Annotated in this window: 15 protein-coding genes and 2 pseudogenes; 10 read left to right on the top strand and 7 right to left on the bottom strand. The window is 57.5% G+C overall.

The features are described 5' to 3' along the window. Positions 1 to 4 precede the first annotated feature (4 nt). Positions 5 to 1,015: a galactose/methyl galactoside ABC transporter permease MglC gene (gene mglC / locus VZP09_RS13065; RefSeq protein ID WP_002912871.1), complete on the top strand. Its 1,011-nt coding sequence runs from the start codon at positions 5 to 7 to the stop codon at positions 1,013 to 1,015. A gap of 70 nt (positions 1,016 to 1,085) precedes the next feature. Here the strand turns inward: mglC and sanA are convergent, their stop codons facing one another. The 4 genes from sanA to VZP09_RS13045 all read right to left on the bottom strand — a co-directional run bounded on the left by sanA (position 1,086) and on the right by VZP09_RS13045 (position 4,180). Beyond that, a complete protein-coding gene (gene sanA / locus VZP09_RS13060; RefSeq protein ID WP_004211527.1) occupies positions 1,086 to 1,802 on the bottom strand; it encodes an outer membrane permeability protein SanA in 717 nt (238 codons plus the stop codon). A 275-nt stretch (positions 1,803 to 2,077) separates the two neighbouring features. Beyond that, positions 2,078 to 2,962: a cytidine deaminase gene (cdd, locus tag VZP09_RS13055; protein WP_002912869.1), complete on the bottom strand. Its 885-nt coding sequence runs from the start codon at positions 2,960 to 2,962 to the stop codon at positions 2,078 to 2,080. Between the two features lie 127 nt (positions 2,963 to 3,089). Beyond that, the gene (locus VZP09_RS13050; RefSeq protein WP_002912867.1) at positions 3,090 to 3,785 is read right to left on the bottom strand and encodes a CidB/LrgB family autolysis modulator; all 696 of its coding nucleotides are present in this window, start codon (positions 3,783 to 3,785) and stop codon (positions 3,090 to 3,092) included. Then, positions 3,782 to 4,180 (bottom strand): CidA/LrgA family protein, encoded by a 399-nt coding sequence (locus VZP09_RS13045; RefSeq protein WP_002912865.1) that lies wholly within the window; start codon positions 4,178 to 4,180, stop codon positions 3,782 to 3,784. Before VZP09_RS13045 ends, VZP09_RS13050 begins: the two co-directional genes overlap by 4 nt. A gap of 357 nt (positions 4,181 to 4,537) precedes the next feature. Here VZP09_RS13045 and dusC point away from each other — a divergent pair, with 357 nt between their 5' ends. From dusC to VZP09_RS13020, 5 genes and pseudogenes are all read left to right on the top strand, one after another. Next, the gene (gene dusC, locus VZP09_RS13040; protein WP_002912862.1) at positions 4,538 to 5,470 is read left to right on the top strand and encodes a tRNA dihydrouridine(16) synthase DusC; all 933 of its coding nucleotides are present in this window, start codon (positions 4,538 to 4,540) and stop codon (positions 5,468 to 5,470) included. Positions 5,471 to 5,826: 356 nt separating this feature from the next. After that, positions 5,827 to 7,191 carry a carbohydrate porin gene (locus VZP09_RS13035; protein ID WP_004175080.1) on the top strand — a complete coding sequence of 455 codons (1,365 nt, stop codon included), beginning with the start codon at positions 5,827 to 5,829 and terminating at the stop codon, positions 7,189 to 7,191. 155 nt (positions 7,192 to 7,346) lie between these two features. Continuing rightward, entirely contained in the window at positions 7,347 to 8,180 is an 834-nt protein-coding gene (gene bglG / locus VZP09_RS13030) for a transcriptional antiterminator BglG (protein WP_002912842.1), read from the top strand. Between the two features lie 30 nt (positions 8,181 to 8,210). Beyond that, positions 8,211 to 10,185, top strand: a pseudogene (bglF, locus tag VZP09_RS13025) (PTS beta-glucoside transporter subunit IIABC). 15 nt (positions 10,186 to 10,200) lie between these two features. Next, complete coding sequence (locus VZP09_RS13020) at positions 10,201 to 11,595, top strand: glycoside hydrolase family 1 protein (RefSeq protein WP_023301154.1); 1,395 nt, start codon at positions 10,201 to 10,203, stop codon at positions 11,593 to 11,595. Here the strand turns inward: VZP09_RS13020 and VZP09_RS13015 are convergent. Beyond that, positions 11,592 to 11,696, bottom strand: a pseudogene (locus tag VZP09_RS13015) (SAM-dependent methyltransferase); the annotation flags it as partial. The gene VZP09_RS13020 and the pseudogene VZP09_RS13015 overlap by 4 nt on opposite strands. Before the next feature lie 169 nt (positions 11,697 to 11,865). On the opposite strand from VZP09_RS13015, the gene mdtQ reads away from it, so the two are divergent. Then, the gene (mdtQ, locus tag VZP09_RS13010; RefSeq protein ID WP_004149095.1) at positions 11,866 to 13,305 is read left to right on the top strand and encodes a multidrug resistance outer membrane protein MdtQ; all 1,440 of its coding nucleotides are present in this window, start codon (positions 11,866 to 11,868) and stop codon (positions 13,303 to 13,305) included. A gap of 33 nt (positions 13,306 to 13,338) precedes the next feature. Here mdtQ and VZP09_RS13005 read toward each other — a convergent pair whose 3' ends face one another. Next, positions 13,339 to 13,908 carry a DedA family protein gene (locus VZP09_RS13005; RefSeq protein WP_002912833.1) on the bottom strand — a complete coding sequence of 190 codons (570 nt, stop codon included), beginning with the start codon at positions 13,906 to 13,908 and terminating at the stop codon, positions 13,339 to 13,341. Positions 13,909 to 14,062: 154 nt separating this feature from the next. Between VZP09_RS13005 and VZP09_RS13000 the strand changes: the two genes are divergently transcribed. The 3 genes from VZP09_RS13000 to VZP09_RS12990 all read left to right on the top strand — a co-directional run bounded on the left by VZP09_RS13000 (position 14,063) and on the right by VZP09_RS12990 (position 17,412). Continuing rightward, positions 14,063 to 14,650 carry a Yip1 family protein gene (locus tag VZP09_RS13000; protein WP_002912831.1) on the top strand — a complete coding sequence of 196 codons (588 nt, stop codon included), beginning with the start codon at positions 14,063 to 14,065 and terminating at the stop codon, positions 14,648 to 14,650. Between the two features lie 188 nt (positions 14,651 to 14,838). Then, on the top strand, positions 14,839 to 15,789 hold the full coding sequence (pbpG, locus tag VZP09_RS12995) for a D-alanyl-D-alanine endopeptidase (protein ID WP_004180615.1): 951 nt from the start codon (positions 14,839 to 14,841) through the stop codon (positions 15,787 to 15,789). Positions 15,790 to 16,048: 259 nt separating this feature from the next. Continuing rightward, positions 16,049 to 17,412 (top strand): IS3-like element ISKpn1 family transposase gene (locus tag VZP09_RS12990; RefSeq protein ID WP_328795197.1). Its coding sequence is split into 2 segments (ribosomal slippage): positions 16,049 to 16,517 and positions 16,517 to 17,412, totalling 1,365 coding nucleotides; the frame shifts between segments, so codons are not numbered across the junction. Positions 17,413 to 17,576: 164 nt separating this feature from the next. Here the strand turns inward: VZP09_RS12990 and VZP09_RS12985 are convergent. Beyond that, positions 17,577 to 18,131 (bottom strand): GNAT family N-acetyltransferase, encoded by a 555-nt coding sequence (locus tag VZP09_RS12985; RefSeq protein WP_002912829.1) that lies wholly within the window; start codon positions 18,129 to 18,131, stop codon positions 17,577 to 17,579. Positions 18,132 to 18,197 lie beyond the last annotated feature (66 nt).

The raw sequence follows: 18,197 nt of genomic DNA, 5'->3' as shown, positions 1-18,197 counted from the left end.
TCACATGAGTGCGTTAAATAAAAAGAGTTTTCTCACTTACCTGAAAGAGGGTGGGATATATGTTGTCCTTCTGGTCCTGCTGGCCATTATTATTTTCCAGGATCCGACATTTTTAAGTCTGCTCAACCTGAGTAATATTCTGACCCAGTCCTCGGTGCGTATTATTATTGCCCTCGGCGTGGCCGGACTTATCGTCACGCAGGGGACCGACCTCTCCGCCGGCCGTCAGGTGGGTCTGGCGGCGGTGATTGCCGCCACCATGCTGCAGGCGGTGGATAATGCCAATAAGGTATTCCCGGATATGGCGACCATGCCGATCCCGCTGGTGATCCTGCTGGTGTGCGCCATCGGGGCGGTCATCGGCCTGATTAACGGGATCGTCATTGCCTACCTGAACGTGACGCCGTTTATTACCACTCTCGGCACCATGATTATCGTCTACGGCATTAACTCGCTGTACTACGACTTCGTGGGCGCGTCGCCGATCTCCGGCTTCGACAGCCACTTCTCCCATTTCGCGCAGGGGTTTGTGGCGCTGGGCTCCTTCCGCCTGTCCTACATTACCTTCTACGCGCTGATTGCCGTCTTCTTTGTCTGGATCCTGTGGAACAAGACGCGCTTTGGCAAAAACATTTTCGCTATCGGCGGTAACCCGGAAGCGGCGAAGGTCTCCGGGGTTAACGTAGCGTTAAACCTGCTGATGATCTATGCCCTCTCCGGCGTGTTCTACGCCTTCGGCGGCCTGCTGGAAGCCGGTCGTATCGGTTCGGCGACCAATAACCTCGGCTTTATGTACGAACTGGACGCCATCGCCGCCTGTGTGGTGGGCGGCGTATCGTTCAGCGGCGGGGTAGGGACCGTATTCGGCGTGGTGACCGGGGTGATTATCTTCACCGTCATCAACTACGGCCTGACCTATATCGGCGTCAACCCTTACTGGCAGTACATTATTAAGGGGGCGATTATTATCTTCGCCGTGGCGCTGGACTCCCTGAAATACGCCCGTAAGAAATAAGATTGAACGCATCAAAAACCCGCGCCTGGCGCGGGTTTTTTTATATCTGAAACGAATGCGTTGATGGAGGCTACTTTCCTTTCTGCAACTCCAGCAGCTGCTCCGGGGTGACGGCCGGGTAGGACTGGGCGTCATCCGGCACGTCATGCTGCTGCGCCGGAATCGGGATGAGAGGGCCGAGAAAACGCGGTTCCCGTTTGAAGATATAGAGGTCCGCCAGCGCGCCAAAGCGGGCGCCGAACTCGCGCAGCCGCACGCTCCACATATCCTTCGGCGACGGCACCGCGTAGCATTGGGCCTGGATCCCCATATGCAGGGCGATAAACAGCGCCCGTTCGCAGTGGAAGCGCTGGGTTATGATAATAAAGTCGTTGGTGTCGAACACTTTCCGGGTACGGACGATCGAGTCGAGGGTACGGAAACCGGCATAGTCCAGTACGATATCCGCGGGATCGACGCCGCCTTTAATCAGGTCCCGACGCATGGTCATCGGTTCATTGTAGCTTTGCAGAGCATTATCGCCGCTCAGCAGGAGATAGTTGACCTTGCCGCTGTTGTAGGCGTTCAGCGCACCCTGGATGCGGTAACGGTAATACTGATTGATGACGCCGGTGCGGTAATATTTGGCGGTGCCCAGCACCACACCGACCTGACGGTAGGGCAGGTCCTGCAGTTCATCATAGATATAGGGCGCGGTTTTCCAGCTCATCCAGCGGTCAAGGCCCAGCACGGTCAACAGCAGCAGGCCGAGCAGGACTAACAGGCTGTAGAACGCACGCTTTAACATGAACTTGGCTCAATAATAGACAACGGAGTCTTCAGGCTACTTTACCCGCCGGGTAAGCGCAAGAAACCCTCGTTTGATTGCGGGGATTTTCAGCAATATAGACAGATCGCCGAATGCAGGCCGGGTAAGGCGTGAGCCGACACCCGGCATAGGGATCTTCAGGTCGCCATGGCGCGAACCGTAGGTCGGGTAAGCGTAGCGCCACCCGACACCTAACGGTATAAAAAGTCGGCCGGATAAGCCGAAGACGCCGTCCGGCAATCTGCTCAGGCTGATCAACCTAACAGGACGCGCTCAATATTGTGGCAGCCCAGCGCCTTCAGGGTGGCGACGGTGGCATCCCACTGGATCAGCGCCGCGTCGGCTTTCTCCGCCAGGATTGCCCGCTGGATAGCGGGATAATCATAGCCGTTGAGGCTCAGGAGATTCAGCGCCCCCTGCAGCGGCGGCAGCGTCGGGTTGAACGCTGCGTTTTCCGCATAGCTACCGCTGAAAATGGTACCGTCTTTCAGCTCCAGCGCCACGCCGGAAGGCGAGTGGCTGTAGGGCGCATGGCAGCGGTTGGCGGCCTGAATAGCTGCCTGGGTTAGGGCATCGCCGCTGACCGGGAAGCCATGGTCCTGTTCATCCATCAGCAGGGTTTTGATCTCCAGGTCTTTCGGGCCAAAGGCGTCCGGCAGATAGTGCTCCAGGGCATGCGCTTCGCGACCCGGCAGATGAATGCGCAGCGCCAGCCCGCTGTTCAGTTCGTTCATAAACTGACGGCAATGACCGCACGGCGTGTAGTTCACCGTGATAGCGCGCAGGGAGGTCTCGCCGCGCAGCCAGGCGTGGCTGATGGCGCTCTGTTCCGCGTGAACGGTCTGCTGCATGGTAGCGCCGAGAAACTCCATATTGCCGCCAAAGTACCAGCGGCCGCTGACGCCGCGGGCGATAGCCCCGACGTTAAAATGAGAAAGGTCGGGGCGCGCGCAGGCAGCGGCAAGCGGCAGTAGCGCAAAAGCCAGCGCGTCTTCGTCCAGACCTGTCGCATGCTGCAGCGTTGCCACCTGATCGGCTTCGAGCAGCGCCGGGAAATGCGGGTCGGCGAGCATCGGGGCGATGGCCGCCTGCAGATCTGCTGCCAGAGTCGTCAAAGCAGCTTGAAAACGTGAGTGCATAGCGTTGCCTCATAACAGTGTAATGGGAAGCCAGTGTACGGGCGGCCAGCGGTTCCATATGTGATGAATATCTCATTCTTTATGCAACTCTGATTTGTTGCATTAAAAAATGTGATTTAAATCACTATTAACCTACCACTGCGAGGATCAGCGGAAATAAGAACGGCGCCATCAACGAGGTGATGATCCCGCACAGCACCAGCGCCAGTGAGCTAAACGCGCCTTCCTGATAGTCCAGCTCGGCGCAGCGGGCGGTGCCGAGGGCGTGCGAGGCGGTGCCCATTGACAGGCCGCGCGACGCTTTGGTGCGAATGCGCATCAGGTTAAGCAACGTATGCCCAAATACCGCGCCGAGGATGCCGACAAAAATTACGCACACGGCGCTGATGGCCGGAATGCCGCCGATGCTGCCGCTAACCGCCATAGCAATCGGCGTAGTGACTGACTTAGGCAGAATAGAGGCGGCGATTTGCGGCGTGGCGCCCATCAGCAGAGCGACGGTGGTGCCGGTGATCATCGCCACGCAGCTGCCGATAAAGCAGATGGTAATGATAGATTTCCAGCGGGCGCGGATCTGGTGCAGCTGTTCATACAGCGGGAACGCAAGGGCCACTACCGCCGGCTGCAGCAGATCGTTCAGGACTTTGCTGCCGGCAAAATAACGCTCATAGGAGATCCCGGTCAGCAGAAGAAATGGAATAATCACCACCATCGCCACCAGCAGCGGGTTGAGCAGCGGGAACTTAAAGCGGGCCGCCAGTTTGCGGGCGAGAAAAAAGACGATCAGGGTTAGCGGTAGCGACCACCAGATTTCATGCATCATTCTTCTTTTCCTTTTTGGCCAATCACTTTACGTTCGCCATGCACCAAATGGGAGCTCCAGCTCACCACTACAAACACCACCAGCGTACTGATGGCGCAGGAGATAACGACAGGCCCCAGCTGGGCGCGCAGCAGATCCCAGTACTGCATCACCCCAACGCCGATCGGCACGAACAGCAGCGCCATATAGCGGATCAGGATATTACAGCCGGGGTTGACCCATTGCGGCGGCATAATTTGCAGCGCCAGCAGCACGAAGAGGATCAGCATGCCGATGATGCTGCCGGGGATAGTGATAGGCAGCAGCCCGGCGATAAAAATTCCGGCGTACAGGCAGGCGTAAATCAGGACGAAAGCCCGCAGGTACTGCCAGATAATAGTCAGCGATTTACTCATGGTAATAACCCTTGATGAAGTGCATTCATCATACAATTAATCCCTAAAATGTGCTACCGATCACATCATGAATTCTATGCATAGCGCTGATAGCTTACGGGAACCATAGTCTCACCCGTCAGGGCCCGACACCTTGCGGCTCAGGCGGGATCGCTCCCCACGCTACCTTGCTGAATGAGGCGCGGCAAATAAAGGCGAATGGGACGCCACAGACCTCTGTAAAGCATAGAGATTATCTCGCCGCTTTGCCGCATCGAGCGTGCGGGGAACGGCGTGCGTCTGGTCCGACGCATTGAGCGCTTTCAACCAGCGCCCGGAGGCGCTACCATAGCGCCTCTTTTTTTTCCGGGTAACGATATGCGTGTTCTACTGGCGCCGATGGAAGGCGTGCTCGATTCGCTGGTGCGCGAGCTGCTGACCGAGGTTAACGATTACGATCTCTGCATCACCGAATTTCTGCGCGTGGTGGATCAACTGCTGCCGGTAAAATCGTTCTACAGGCTATGCCCGGAACTGCATCACCAGAGCCGCACGCCGTCCGGCACCCGCGTGCGCGTCCAGCTGCTGGGACAATATCCCGAGTGGCTGGCGGAAAATGCCGCCCGCGCGGTGGCGCTGGGTTCATGGGGGGTGGATTTAAACTGCGGCTGTCCGTCGAAGCTGGTAAACGGCAGCGGCGGCGGGGCAACGCTGCTGAAAGATCCGGAGCTGATCTATCGCGGCGCGAAAGCCATGCGAGAGGCGGTTCCCGAGCATCTGCCGGTGACGGTGAAAGTTCGTCTTGGCTGGGACAGCGGTGAACGGCGCTTTGAAATCGCCGACGCGGTGCAGCAGGCGGGGGCCAGCGAACTGGTGGTTCACGGCCGTACCAAAGAAGATGGCTACAAAGCCGAACGCATCAACTGGCAGGCGATCGGCGAGATCCGCCAGCGCCTGACTATCCCGGTGGTCGCCAACGGTGAAATCTGGGACTGGCAAAGCGCCCAGGATTGTATGGCTGTCACCGGCTGCGATTCGGTGATGATTGGCCGCGGGGCGCTCAATGTGCCGAACCTCAGCCGGGTGATCAAATACAATGAACCGCGCATGCCGTGGCCGCAGGTGGTCCAGCTGTTGCAAAAATATACCCGCCTGGAAAAGCAGGGTGATACCGGTCTGTATCATGTGGCGAGAATTAAGCAGTGGTTAGGCTATTTACGCAAGGAATATACCGAGGCGCTGACCCTGTTTAATGAAATTCGCGCCCTGCAAACGTCTGCTGAAATAGCGGCGGCGATCGGCCGCTATTAACCGCCATACTGTTATTCGCTTCACATATTATTACTTGCATGCCTGTTGATGATAGGCATGGGTTGAATAAAGTGATAATGTGCGGTCAATCAATTCAGGATTGCTACTGAACTCAGGCAAAACCTAAGCACTTTCGTCATTCGTGGCGCAAAGTGCTTAGGTTTTTTTTTGGTAAAAATTCAGGGTGGATAAAATGATGATGTAAAACAATGAGATGTGAATAACGATTTCTCTGGCATTGTCGCGGTTTTATTACCGACGGACGCTTTTTGCCATTCATTTTAAAAAAAAGAAAACGGGTAAATAAATAGCCTGGGGATCCCCTTTGTTTTTATTCAGTCACGGTGGATATCACAATGCATAACAAAAAAATAAATCAGCTTTTGATCGGCGCTATGCTGGCGGCCATGGCGCCTGCCGTGAGCGCCGCGGACATCCCGGCGTGGAACGGCAGCGCGCTGGGGTTTGAAGCCGGGCAGCAAGGGCTGCTGGGCGATATGCTAGGCATTCGTCCGATCCTTGAAGAAAACGGCTTTCATTATAATCTCGGCTATCTTAACGAGATGGCCTACAACGCCGGCGGCGGTTATGACCATGATAAACACCTGGCCTATATTGACCAGGTGGCGCTGACCTTTACCCAGGATCTGGAGCGCTGGACCGGCATACCGGATGCGCGTCTCGAAGGCAACATCGTCAACCGCAACCACGATGATAATCTCACCACGAAACGGCTGCAGGATCCGCGGGTGAGTTTCAACGATCTATCGCAGGAGAGCTGGGGCGGCGGGTCGATTACCCGCCTTGGCTGGCTCACCTTTGCCCGCAGCTTTGACGACCGCCGCCTGACCTGGCGCATCGGCATGATGAACAAGGTGCAAACCTTCGACCAGATCATTCCCTGCGATTTTCAGCTGCTGACCCAGTGCGGTGGGAAATCGGCCAACTCGCTGACCTGGAATAACTGGAACATTCACACCTGGGGCACCACCCTGGAGTACAAGCTGACGCCGACGGTCACCCTGAAAGGCGGGGTGATGGAGCAAAACCCGCAGGCTACCGCGCGCAGCCACGCGTGGAGCTGGTCGACGAAGGGTAGCAAAGGCATCTTACTGCCGATGGAGATCGAAACCCGTCCGCTGATTAATGGCCTGCCGGGAGCCTATAACCTTGGCGTGGTCTGGACTAACGCGCCGCAGAGCGACCTCTACAGCGGTAAATCCGGCGGCGCCGGGGCGACCGATCCGCAAGGTTACGCCGAGCACGATAGCACCTGGTTTATGTACGCCGGCCTGAACCAGCAGATCACCCGCCACGCCGACGACCCGCTGCGGGGGATGAGCGTCTCACTGAGCGGCAGCCTCAGCGACCAGCGCAGCAACTATATCCACTCCGCCGTCGCCGCCTCCATGCGCTACCGCGGTCTGTTTGACGCCCGCCCGGAGGACTGGATTGGCTTCGGCCTGACGTGGATCGACATGAGCAGCCACTACGCACGTAATCAGCGCTATATGAATCAGATAAGCGGCGCCACCGACTATAACGATCCGGCTTACCAGCCGGTGGCCGGTCATTCGCTGAACGGTGAACTCTATTATCGCTTCCGCCCGGTCTCCTGGCTGGAGCTGCAGCCGGGCCTGCAGTACTGGCACCGTCCGGGCGGCGTCGCGCAGACCCAGGACGCGTGGGTAGTGGAGTGGAAAACCGTCGTGACCTTCTGATAGTCGCGATCTTAATCACGTTTTTTCACTTGTCAGGTTGAGCGCGCAGCAGAAGTTGTTACAGTGCGGGTGTTGGATTGCAACTGCTGCGGCAGGCAAAACCTGATCACCTGGCGTTTCGTCGGGGGTCAGGTTTTTTTGTTTCTGGGGTCTATATGCAAATCGCCAAAGTACTCAATAACAATGTGGTGGTGGTTCTCGACGAGCACCGGCGCGAACAGGTGGTGATGGGGCGAGGGCTGGCCTTTCAGAAACGCCCGGGCGACGTGCTGGACGACAGTAAAATTGAAAAAGTTTTCGCCTTACAAAGCGATGAGCTGGTCGGCCGCTTAGGCGAGCTGCTCAGTCAGATACCGTTAGAAGTGATGACCACCTGCGATCGCATTATCGACCTGGCACGCGGACGGCTGGGCAAGTTACAGGAAAGTTTGTACATCACGTTAACGGATCACTGTCATTTTGCTATCGAGCGGCAGAAAAAGGGCATCGCACTGCGTAACGTGCTGCTGTGGGAGATTAAGCGGCTGTATCCGAAGGAGTTCGCGCTGGGCCAGGAGGCAAGGGCCATCATTGCCAAAAGGCTCGGCGTGGAGTTGGCGGAGGACGAAGCCGGATTTATCGCCCTGCATCTGGTGACGGCGCAGCTCAACAGCGAAATGCCGGAGGTCATGCACGTGACCCGGGTGATGCAGGAGATCCTGCAGCTGGTGAAGTATCAGCTGCAGCTTAACTACGATGAAGAGTCGCTGAGCTATCAGCGTTTCGTCACCCACCTGAAGTTTTTCGCCCAGCGGATGCTGACGCGCACGGTGGTGGAAGATGACGACGTCTCGCTGCACAGCGCGGTGAAAGATAACTACGCCAAAGCGTGGAAGTGTGCGGAAACGGTGGCGACGCATCTGCAAAAGCAGTATCAGCGGTCGCTGACCACCGAAGAAATTATGTTTCTTGCCATTCATATCGAACGGGTAAGAAAAGAGGGGCGTTAATTCTCCCCAACAAAACTGGATTGTTACTGCATGATGCAGGCAAAACCTGAGCGCGACGCCCACCGGCGTGGTTCTCGGGTTTTTTTATTTTTTACTACTCAGTCGCCGGTTGTCTGCGGGCAGCGGCAGTAAGGAAAAGAGCATGGAATATAAAGCACTCGCGCAGGATATTCTCAACCGCGTCGGCGGCAAAGAGAACATTGTGAGTCTGGTTCACTGTGCGACACGTCTGCGTTTTAAACTGAAGGATAACGGCAAAGCCGATGCCGAAGGGCTGAAGGCCAATCCGGGCGTGATTATGGTGGTGGAGAGCGGCGGCCAGTTTCAGGTGGTGATTGGCAACCACGTTCACGACGTCTGGCTGGCGGTGCGCCAGGAGGCGGGGTTAAGCGATGACAGCGAACCGGTTGCCGAGGAAAAAGCGGCCAAAGGATCGGTGTTAAGCCAGCTTATCGACATCATCTCCGGCATCTTTACACCGTTTATCGGCGTGATGGCGGCAACCGGTCTGCTGAAAGGCCTGCTGGCGCTGGCGGTGACCTGCGGCTGGCTTACGCCGGAGCAGGGGACTTATAAAATCTGGTTTGCCGCCAGCGATGCGCTGTTCTTTTTCTTCCCGCTGTTTCTTGGCTATACCGCCGGGAAGAAGTTTGGCGGCAACCCGTTTATCTCGATGGTGATTGGCGGGGCGTTAACCCACCCGCTGATGATTCAGGCCTTTGAGGCCAGCCAGGCGCCGGGCGCGGCGGTGGAGCACTTTCTCGGCATTCCGGTGACCTTTATCAACTACAGCTCATCAGTGATCCCGATTATTCTCGCCTCATGGGTCTCCTGCTGGCTGGAGCGCAAGAGCAATGCGCTGTTGCCGTCATCGATGAAAAACTTCTTCAGCCCGGCGATCTGCCTGGCGGTGGTGGTCCCGCTCACCTTCCTGGTGATTGGCCCGGTCGCCACCTGGCTGAGCCATCTGCTGGCCAACGGCTACCAGTTCATTTATGCGTTTGCCCCATGGCTGGCGGGCGCGGTACTGGGCGCCATGTGGCAGGTGTGCGTTATTTTCGGCCTGCACTGGGGGCTGGTGCCGTTGATGATCAACAACATGACGGTACTTGGTCACGACTCCATGCTGCCGATTATTCTTCCGGCGGTGATTGCCCAGGTGGGGGCGGTTCTGGGGATTTTGCTGGCCACCCGCGATGCGCGTCAGCGGATGCTGGCCGGTTCCGCCTTCTCTGCGGGGCTGTTTGGCATCACCGAGCCGGCTATCTATGGTCTGACCCTGCCGCTGCGTCGTCCGTTTATCTTCGGCTGTATCGCCGGCGCCATCGGCGGGGCGATCACCGCCTTCAGTAATAGTCATGCTTACTCGTTCGGCGTGCCGAATATCTTTTTCCCGGCGCAGATGATCCCGCCCGGCGGGATTGACGCCAGCGTCTGGGGCGGGCTTATCGGCACCGGCGTGGCTTTCGTGCTCGCCTGCGTGCTGACCTTCTTCGCCGGCCTGCCGCGCGCCAGCGCTGCACCGGGCGCCGTGACGGTAGCCCCGGCCTCGGCAAACGATATTCTGGCGCCGATGAGCGGCAGCGTTATCGCCCTCGAGCAGGTGCCGGATAGCACCTTCGCCAGCGGCCTGCTGGGTAAAGGGGTCGCCATTATCCCGGCGGTGGGCCAAGTGATTGCCCCGTTCCCGGGCGAAGTGGCCTCCCTGTTTCAGACTAAACACGCCATCGGACTGCAAAGCGACAGCGGCATTGAGCTGCTGATCCACGTCGGCATCGACACGGTCAAACTCGACGGCGTGCCCTTTACCGCGCATGTGAAAGAGGGCGACAGGGTACAGGCCGGCGATCTGCTGATTGAGTTTGATCGCCAGGCGATTCTGGACGCCGGCTACGACCTGGCGACCCCGATCATTATCAGCAACAGCGACGACTACCGGGAGATTGATACGGTGGCGTCCAGCACCGTCGAAGCCGGTCAGCCGCTGTTGTCAGTCAGCCATTAATCACAGGAGAAAAAGATGAAAACATTCCCGACGGATTTTTTATGGGGCGGCGCGACCGCGGCCAATCAGGTGGAAGGTGCTTATCTGGAAGATGGCAAAGGCTTATCCACCTCCGATGTGCAGCCGCACGGCGTTTTCGGCGAAGTGGTCGAGCGCGTACCAGGCGACAGCGGCATAAAAGATGTGGCGATCGATTTTTACCATCGCTATCCGGAAGATATCGCCCTGTTTGCCGAGATGGGCTTTAACTGCCTGCGAGTCTCTATCGCCTGGACCCGCATCTACCCCAACGGCGACGACGCCGAGCCGAACGAAGCCGGCCTCGCGTTCTACGACAAGCTGTTCGACGAGATGGCGAAGCACAACATCACCCCGCTGGTGACGCTGTCGCATTATGAAATGCCATGGGCGCTGGTAAAAAACTACGGCGGCTGGGGCAGCCGGGAGGTGATTGGCTTCTTTGAGCGCTACGCCCGGACGGTGTTCAGCCGCTATAAAAATAAGGTCAAACTGTGGCTGACCTTTAACGAAATCAATATGTCGCTACATGCCCCGATGACCGGCGTCGGCCTGCCGGCCGGCAGCAGCAAAGGCGAGGTGTATCAGGCGATTCACCACCAGCTGGTGGCCAGCGCGCTGGCGGTCAAAGCCTGTCATGAGCTGGTGCCTGAGGGCAAAATCGGCAATATGCTGCTCGGCGGGCTGATGTATCCCCTGAGCTGCAAACCGGAGGATGTGTTTGAGACGCTACAGGAGAACCGCAGCTGGCAGTTCTTCGGCGACGTACAGGCGCGCGGCGCGTACCCGGGCTATATGCAGCGCTATTTCCGTGACAACGGCATCACGCTCACCATCACCGACGCCGATCGTGAAGCGCTAAAAACCACCGTCGACTTTATCTCCTTCAGCTACTACATGACCGGCTGCGTCACCGCCGACGAGGCGCTGAACCAGCAGGCGCGCGGCAATATTCTCAGCATGGTGCCGAACCCGCACCTGGCGAGCTCGGAGTGGGGCTGGCAGATAGACCCGCTGGGCCTGCGCACGCTGCTGAACGTGCTGTGGGATCGCTACCAGAAGCCGCTGTTTATCGTGGAAAACGGTCTGGGCGCCAAAGATAAGGTGGAAGCCGACGGCAGCATTAACGATGACTACCGCATCAGTTACCTGAACGACCACCTGGTGCAGGCGCGGGAAGCCATTGACGATGGCGTTGAGCTGATGGGCTTTACCAGCTGGGGACCGATTGACCTGGTGAGCGCCTCAAAGGCGGAGCTGTCGAAGCGCTACGGCTTTATCTATGTCGACCGCCATGATGACGGTACCGGCACCCTGGCGCGCAGTAAGAAGAAGAGCTTTAGCTGGTATAAAGAGGTGATTGCCAGCCGCGGCGCCAGCCTGAAAGCCTAAAGAATGCCCGCCCGGCCATCGCCGGGCGGGGGGTTAGNNGGTTTACGCGCGCGCAGTAAAAAGGTCATCGGACGTTCTTTCTCTTCATCCAGAGCGGGTAGGGTGGTAAAGAGGTGCGGCTCGTTAAAAGATGTCTGCTCATATTCACCCCCTGAATTGATAAGGTTGTTTATTTTTAGCAAACTAATAATTTAGTCACACGCTTTACTAAACGCGTTTAATTCAATTAACTTATGATAACCAACCTGATTAAGTTATCTGACCTGTCCAATGAAATTGATATTAAATAAAAGCGTGCTGGCGGCATTGCCCCTGGCCATCGCGCTGGCTGGCTGCGCGCCATCTCATGAGGTTGCTAATCCGCCGCAGCAGCAAATTCCAGCCTCCCATGTTTCCATGGATCTCCCTGCCGCCGTGAAAAATGGCTGGCCGCAGACTGACTGGTGGAAAGATTACCATGACCCACAGCTTAATAATCTGATTCAGCGAGCGTTGGCCAACGCGCCGGATATGCAGATTGCCGAACAGCGCATCAGGCTTGCCGAAGCGCAGGCGCGAATGTCGCAGGCGAATCTTGGCCCGGAGATGGATTTCTCCGCCGATATTGAACGCCAGCGCATGTCGGCCGAAGGCCTGATGGGACCGTTTGCTACCGACACCGACGGCAATACCGGCCCGTGGTACACCAACGGTACCTTTGGCCTGACCGCCGGTTGGGATCTCGATCTGTGGGGAAAAAACCGTGCGCTGGTGAAAGCGCGTATCGGCGAGCTGAAAGCCCAGGTTGCTGAACAGGCCCAGACCCGTGAGCTGCTCTCCGGCAGCGTGGCGCGTCTGTACTGGCAGTGGCAGACGGAAGCGGCGATCAAAGCGGTGCTGCAGCAGGTGAAAAACGAGCAAAATAATATCGTGACGGTCGACAAGGCCCTGTATCAGCGCGGGATCACTAACTCCGCCGAAGGGGCGGAGAACGATATTAACGTCAGCAAAACCGACCAGCAGCTGGCGGACGTGACGGGCACGATGAAAGAGATTGAAGCGCGGCTGATGGCCCTGACCAACAGCCAGAGCCAGTCGCTAAACCTCAAACCCGCCAGCCTGCCAACGGTCAGCGCGCAGCTGCCAGATACCCTCGGCTATGAGCTGCTGGCGCGCCGCCCGGATCTGCAGGTCGCCCACTGGTATATTGAGGCGTCCCTGAGCGAAGTGGACGCGGCGAAAGCGGCATTTTATCCGGACATCAATCTGATGGCGTTCCTGCAGCAGGATGCCCTGCACTTAAGCGATCTTTTCCGCCATTCGGCGCAGCAGATGGGCGTTACTGCCGGGTTGACGCTGCCGATCTTTGACAGCGGCCGCCTTAACGCCAACCTGGATATCGCCAGCGCGCAGAATAGCCTGTCGATCGCCCAGTACAACAAAGCGGTGGTGGATGCCGTTAACCAGGTGGCGAAAACCGCCAGCCAGGTCGAAACATTAATGGCCAAAAGCCAGCAGCAGCAGCAGGTTGAAAAAGACGCTCAACGGGTAGTAGATCTGGCGCAGGCCCGAATGGCGGCGGGGATCTTACCTGGCTCCAGAGTCAGTATGGCGAAGCTCCCGGCGCTGCAGGAGCGGATCACCGCATTGCGCCTGCACGGCCAGTGGATTGACGCTAGCATTCAACTGACCTCGGCCCTCGGCGGCGGCTACCACCAGACGGTGAAGTAACCGCCAACCACGGTGCGCCCGCGGGCGCGCCGCTTAGTCTTTCTTCTTACTCTCGCGCCGCCTGAGCCACCAGTGGGCGGCCACCACCACCACCACCGCGAGGATCAGCCAGATCCAGTGCTTCAGATGGGCATCCAGATGGTGCAGCCACGGGCCAACCACCTCGCCGCCGAGATAGCCAATGGTGGTAAACAGCAGGGCCCACACCAGCGCTCCGACAATATTCAGCGGCAGGAAAATGCGCGGCGGCAGGCGGCTGGCGCCGATCAGCAGGGGGCCGATTACCCGGAAGCCATACATAAAGCGGGTGCCGATGACAAACAGCCACGGCCGGTGCTGGATCATACGCTGCGCTTTACGGATCCGCGCTTTCTGACTGGCGAAACGGCGCAGGATGCGTCCCCCGAAGCGGCGACCGACCAGATAGAGCAGCTGATCGCCAATCATCCCGCCGAGGGCGACGGCGATCACCACCAGGGGAAATTTCAGTAGCCCCTGATGCGCCGCGACGCCGCCCAGCAGGGTAATTGTCTCACCTTCCGCCATGCTGCCGACGATCAGCGCCGCGTAGCCATACTGGGAAATCAGGTGATTGATATCCATAAAAAGCTTTTCTCCTTACCTCATCACCTCTTAATCATACACCCTGCTGACCAAAACGCGGCGACGCAGAATTTTCTGTGCTGTACATAAAATAATCTACAGGGTGAATTATACTTGGATCAGTGCAGTACGAAGCCGTGACAAGGGGGACGCTATGAACCATGTCTGGGGGCTCTTCGCTCATCCCAACCGGGAAATGAGCGTGATTAAGAGCGAGAATGAAACCATTTCTCATCACTATACGCATCATGTGCTGCTGATGGCGGCGGTTCCGGTAATCTGCGCCTTTATCGGCACCACGCAGCTGGGCTGGAATTTCGGCGATGGCACCGTGATTAAACTGTCGATGCTGACCGGACTGGCGCTGGCGGTGCTGTTTTACGCCGTGATGCTCGCCGGGGTGGCGATCATGGGGCGGGTCATCTGGTGGATGGCGAGGCAGTATCCGCAGCAGCCTTCCCTGAAACGCTGCATGGTGTTTGCCGGCTACGTCGCCACCCCGCTGTTTCTGAGCGGGATTGTGGCGCTCTATCCGCTGGTCTGGCTGTGCGCGCTGGTCGGTACTATTGCGCTGTTCTATACCGGGTATCTGCTGTATCTCGGCATTCCGACCTTCCTGAGCATTAATCGGGAAGAGGGGTTAAGCTTTGCCAGCTCGACGCTAGCTATTGGGGTACTGGTGCTGGAAGTGCTGCTGGCCATCACCGTGGTGCTCTGGGGGTATGGCTACCGACTCTTCTGATCGGGCGACACGGGTAAATATGCATTGCCGGCAAATATGTATTTTATGTCGGCAATGCAGCATTTCTTCACGATTCTTATTAGGCACAGGGCCTTACGGCGCGGTATGATGGCGTTTGCCAGCGAAGTTGCCCACTTAACCTCGCGGCGTACGTTCCATAACGTGCAAAAATACTTTTCAGAATGCCCATGATGCCGAAATTTCGAGTCTCTTTGCTCAGCCTGACCTTGCTGCTGGCTGTGCCTTTTGCGCCCCAGGCGTTAGCAAAAACCCCGACGGCGGTGACCGCCTCGCAGCCGGAAATTGCCTCCGGAAGCGCCATGATCGTCGATCTGGCCACGAAAAAAATCATTTATGCCAGCCAGCCGGATCTGGTGCGCCCGATGGCGTCGATCACCAAAGTGATGACGGCCATGGTGGTGCTCGATGCCCATCTGCCGCTGGATGAGATGCTGACGGTGGATATCAGCCATACGCCGGAAATGAAGGGGATCTACTCCCGCGTGCGCCTCAACAGCCAGATTAGTCGCCGCGATATGCTGCTGCTGGCGCTGATGTCTTCCGAGAACCGCGCGGCCGCCAGCCTGGCGCATCACTATCCGGGCGGCTACGACGCTTTTATTCGCGCGATGAACGCCAAAGCCCAGGCGCTGGGCATGACCCATACCCGCTACGTGGAGCCCACCGGCCTGTCGGTGCATAACGTCTCCACCGCCCGCGATCTGACCAAACTGCTGATCGCCAGCGAGCAGTATCCGCTGATCGGCCAGCTGAGCACCACCAAAGAAGAGACCGCCACCTTCGCCCATCCGGCCTACAGCCTGCCGTTCCGCAACACCAACCATCTGGTGTATCGCGATAACTGGAACATTCAGCTGACCAAAACCGGCTTCACCAACGCTGCCGGCCACTGCCTGATTATGCGCACGGTGATTAACCAACGTCCGGTGGCGCTGGTGGTGATGGATGCCTTCGGCAAATATACCCACTTCGCTGACGCCAGCCGCTTGCGGACCTGGATTGAAACCGGGAAGGTAATGCCGGTACCCGCCTCGGCGCTGAGCTATAAAAAGCAGCGCGAAGCGCAGATGGCGGAGGCGATGCTGAAAGGCGGCGCGCAGACCGCGCAGAACGATTAATCTGCATGTCTCACGGATGGCGGCGCATTGCGCCTTATCCGGNCTACGTGATTTGGCGNCGGGTTCNNCCCNTTCGNAGGCCCGGCAAGCGCAGCGCCGCCGGGCAATCAGGCCGAGTGCCGGTGTTTGTGNCGGATGGNGGCTCGCGCNTTATCCGGNCTACNTGATTTGGCNNCGGGTTCNNCCCNTTCGNAGGCCCGGCAAGCGCAGTGGACTGCACCCCAAAAGTTGGACACCCAACTGAGTAAGGTGCAGTTTTATGGCTAAACCAAAGTATTCCCCTGAAACAAAACTGGCTGTGGTTAATCATTATTTGTCCGGTAAAGACGGAGAACAGAGTACAGCCGACCTTTTTGGTATTGAAAGAACATCTGTCCGTCGCTGGGTCAGGGCATGGCAGTTCCACGGTGCAGAAGGCCTGACTGCAAAAAATAATCATTATTCCGATGAATTTAAACTCGTGGTCGTCCGGGCGGTTATCAGTGACCGCCTGACGATGCGTGAAGCGGCTGCCCGGTTTAATCTCTCCGCAGAAATACTTGTCCGGCGCTGGCTCGACGTGTACAACGATGCCGGAGCGGAAGGTCTTTTAAACATGCAATGCGGACGGCCCGGACAAATGACAAAGCCAAAAAATATCCCACCACTGACAGATAAAGAGCTGGAAAAACTCTCCCCCGAAGAGCTCAGGGCCGAACTGCGTTATCTGCGGGCAGAGAATGCCTATCTAAAAAAGTTGAAAGCCTTGGTTCAGAGCGAAAAAAATGGCAAAAAGCCNTGATAATCAGTGAACTAAGGCATGAACACGCTCTGCGGGACCTTCTGCGGGCGGCCGGTATGTCCCGTAGCACGTGGTATTACAATATGAATGCACTGAAGCAAGGGGACAGGTATGCGGGTCTTAAAGAGAACATCAGGAAGATATACCACTATCACAAAGGTCGTTATGGCTACCGCAGGATCACGCTCGCACTGAGAAAACAGGGGCTGCGGATAAACCATAAAACAGTGCAGCGGCTGATGGCAGAACTGTCACTCCGGTCTGTGATAAGGGCGAAAAAATATCGTGCCTGGAAAGGGAGAACGGGCGAGGCCGCGCCCAATATCCTGAGCCGGAACTTCGGTGCGTCAAAAGCCAACGAAAAATGGGTAACAGATGTGACAGAGTTCCCGGTACAGGGAAAAAAGCTTTACCTGTCGTCAGTTCTCGATCTGTTTAACCGGGAGGTTATCGCCTACAGCCTGTCGGAAAGGCCGGTGATGGAGATGGTGAATACGATGCTGGACGGTGCGTTCCCGAAGCTCAGACCGGGAGATGCTCCGCTGCTGCACTCGGATCAGGGCTGGCATTACAGGATGAGGAGCTATCAGGAACGTTTAAAGGCGCATGGGATGACGCAGAGTATGTCGCGTAAAGGAAACTGCCTGGATAATGCAGTGATGGAAAACTTCTTCGGGACCCTGAAATCGGAGTGTTTTTATCTGAGGGAGTTCAGGAGTGTCAGTGCGCTAAGAAAAGCCGTAGAGGACTATATCCATTACTACAACAACGAGCGGATAAGCCTGAAATTAAAAGGCCTGAGTCCGGTAGAGTACCGAACCCAGGCTCTGAGAGCCGCTTAATATGAACCATCCAACTTTATGGGGTCAGTCCAGCAGCGCCGCCGGGCAATCAGGCCGAGTGCCGGTGTTTGTGCAGGATGGCGGCTGACGCCTCTACGGAACCGCGCTGAACGGTAGCCCGGCTAAGGCGTTTACGCCGCGAGCCGGGGATTTGGCGCCGGATATCACTCCGGTAGCGTCCAGTCGCCGTCACCCAGCGCGCGCTGCATAATCAACGTATCCCGCCAGTCGCCCATCTTGTAGCCGACGCTGCGCAGCTGACCCGCCACGGTAAAGCCGAACTTTTTATGGATCGCCAGCGAGCCGGCATTGTTATGGCCATCGCCGATGATCGCCAGCATCTGCCGCCACGGGCCTTTCTCGCACTCAGCGATTAGCCTGGACAGCAGCGCGCTGCCGATGCCGCGTCCGCCCATTCCGGATTCCACGTATATCGATTCCTCGAGGGTGTAGCGATAGGCCGGACGCGGGCGATAGAAGGTGGCATAGCAGTAGCCGACGATAGCCCCGCGCCACAGTGCTACCAGCCACGGCAGCCCGTTGTCGCGCACGGTCTGGATCCGTTTACGCATTTCGTCAACGGTGGGGGGGATCTCTTCGAAGGAGGCGCGGCCATTAAGTACGTGCCAGACATACAGCGCGGCGATGGCGTGCGCATCGTCGGGCAGCGCTTCGCGAATTTCTAAATCACTGTCGAGTAACGGGGCCTCTGCGGGCATGGCGGCGCTCCTGAATCTGCCGGAGAAACATTCTCCGGCGTGCAGCGTAATACAGAAGCGCCAGGC

Origin of the sequence: Klebsiella sp. EMBS2024 (assembly GCF_036233805.1) — a bacterium.
In the GTDB taxonomy this organism is placed as follows: Bacteria; Pseudomonadota; Gammaproteobacteria; order Enterobacterales; family Enterobacteriaceae; genus Klebsiella; species Klebsiella pneumoniae.
This window is presented reverse-complemented; position numbering and strand designations above follow the sequence as displayed.

Bases quoted from the DNA above. Each gene is read 5' to 3' on its own strand.
- mglC (WP_002912871.1), top strand. From the start codon at position 5: ATGAGTGCGTTAAATAAAAAGAGTTTTCTCACTTACCTGAAAGAGGGT.
- sanA (WP_004211527.1), bottom strand. From the start codon at position 1,802: ATGTTAAAGCGTGCGTTCTACAGCCTGTTAGTCCTGCTCGGCCTGCTG.
- cdd (WP_002912869.1), bottom strand. From the start codon at position 2,962: ATGCACTCACGTTTTCAAGCTGCTTTGACGACTCTGGCAGCAGATCTG.
- VZP09_RS13050 (WP_002912867.1), bottom strand. From the start codon at position 3,785: ATGATGCATGAAATCTGGTGGTCGCTACCGCTAACCCTGATCGTCTTT.
- VZP09_RS13045 (WP_002912865.1), bottom strand. From the start codon at position 4,180: ATGAGTAAATCGCTGACTATTATCTGGCAGTACCTGCGGGCTTTCGTC.
- dusC (WP_002912862.1), top strand. From the start codon at position 4,538: ATGCGTGTTCTACTGGCGCCGATGGAAGGCGTGCTCGATTCGCTGGTG.
- VZP09_RS13035 (WP_004175080.1), top strand. From the start codon at position 5,827: ATGCATAACAAAAAAATAAATCAGCTTTTGATCGGCGCTATGCTGGCG.
- bglG (WP_002912842.1), top strand. From the start codon at position 7,347: ATGCAAATCGCCAAAGTACTCAATAACAATGTGGTGGTGGTTCTCGAC.
- VZP09_RS13020 (WP_023301154.1), top strand. From the start codon at position 10,201: ATGAAAACATTCCCGACGGATTTTTTATGGGGCGGCGCGACCGCGGCC.
- mdtQ (WP_004149095.1), top strand. From the start codon at position 11,866: ATGAAATTGATATTAAATAAAAGCGTGCTGGCGGCATTGCCCCTGGCC.
- VZP09_RS13005 (WP_002912833.1), bottom strand. From the start codon at position 13,908: ATGGATATCAATCACCTGATTTCCCAGTATGGCTACGCGGCGCTGATC.
- VZP09_RS13000 (WP_002912831.1), top strand. From the start codon at position 14,063: ATGAACCATGTCTGGGGGCTCTTCGCTCATCCCAACCGGGAAATGAGC.
- pbpG (WP_004180615.1), top strand. From the start codon at position 14,839: ATGATGCCGAAATTTCGAGTCTCTTTGCTCAGCCTGACCTTGCTGCTG.
- VZP09_RS12985 (WP_002912829.1), bottom strand. From the start codon at position 18,131: ATGCCCGCAGAGGCCCCGTTACTCGACAGTGATTTAGAAATTCGCGAA.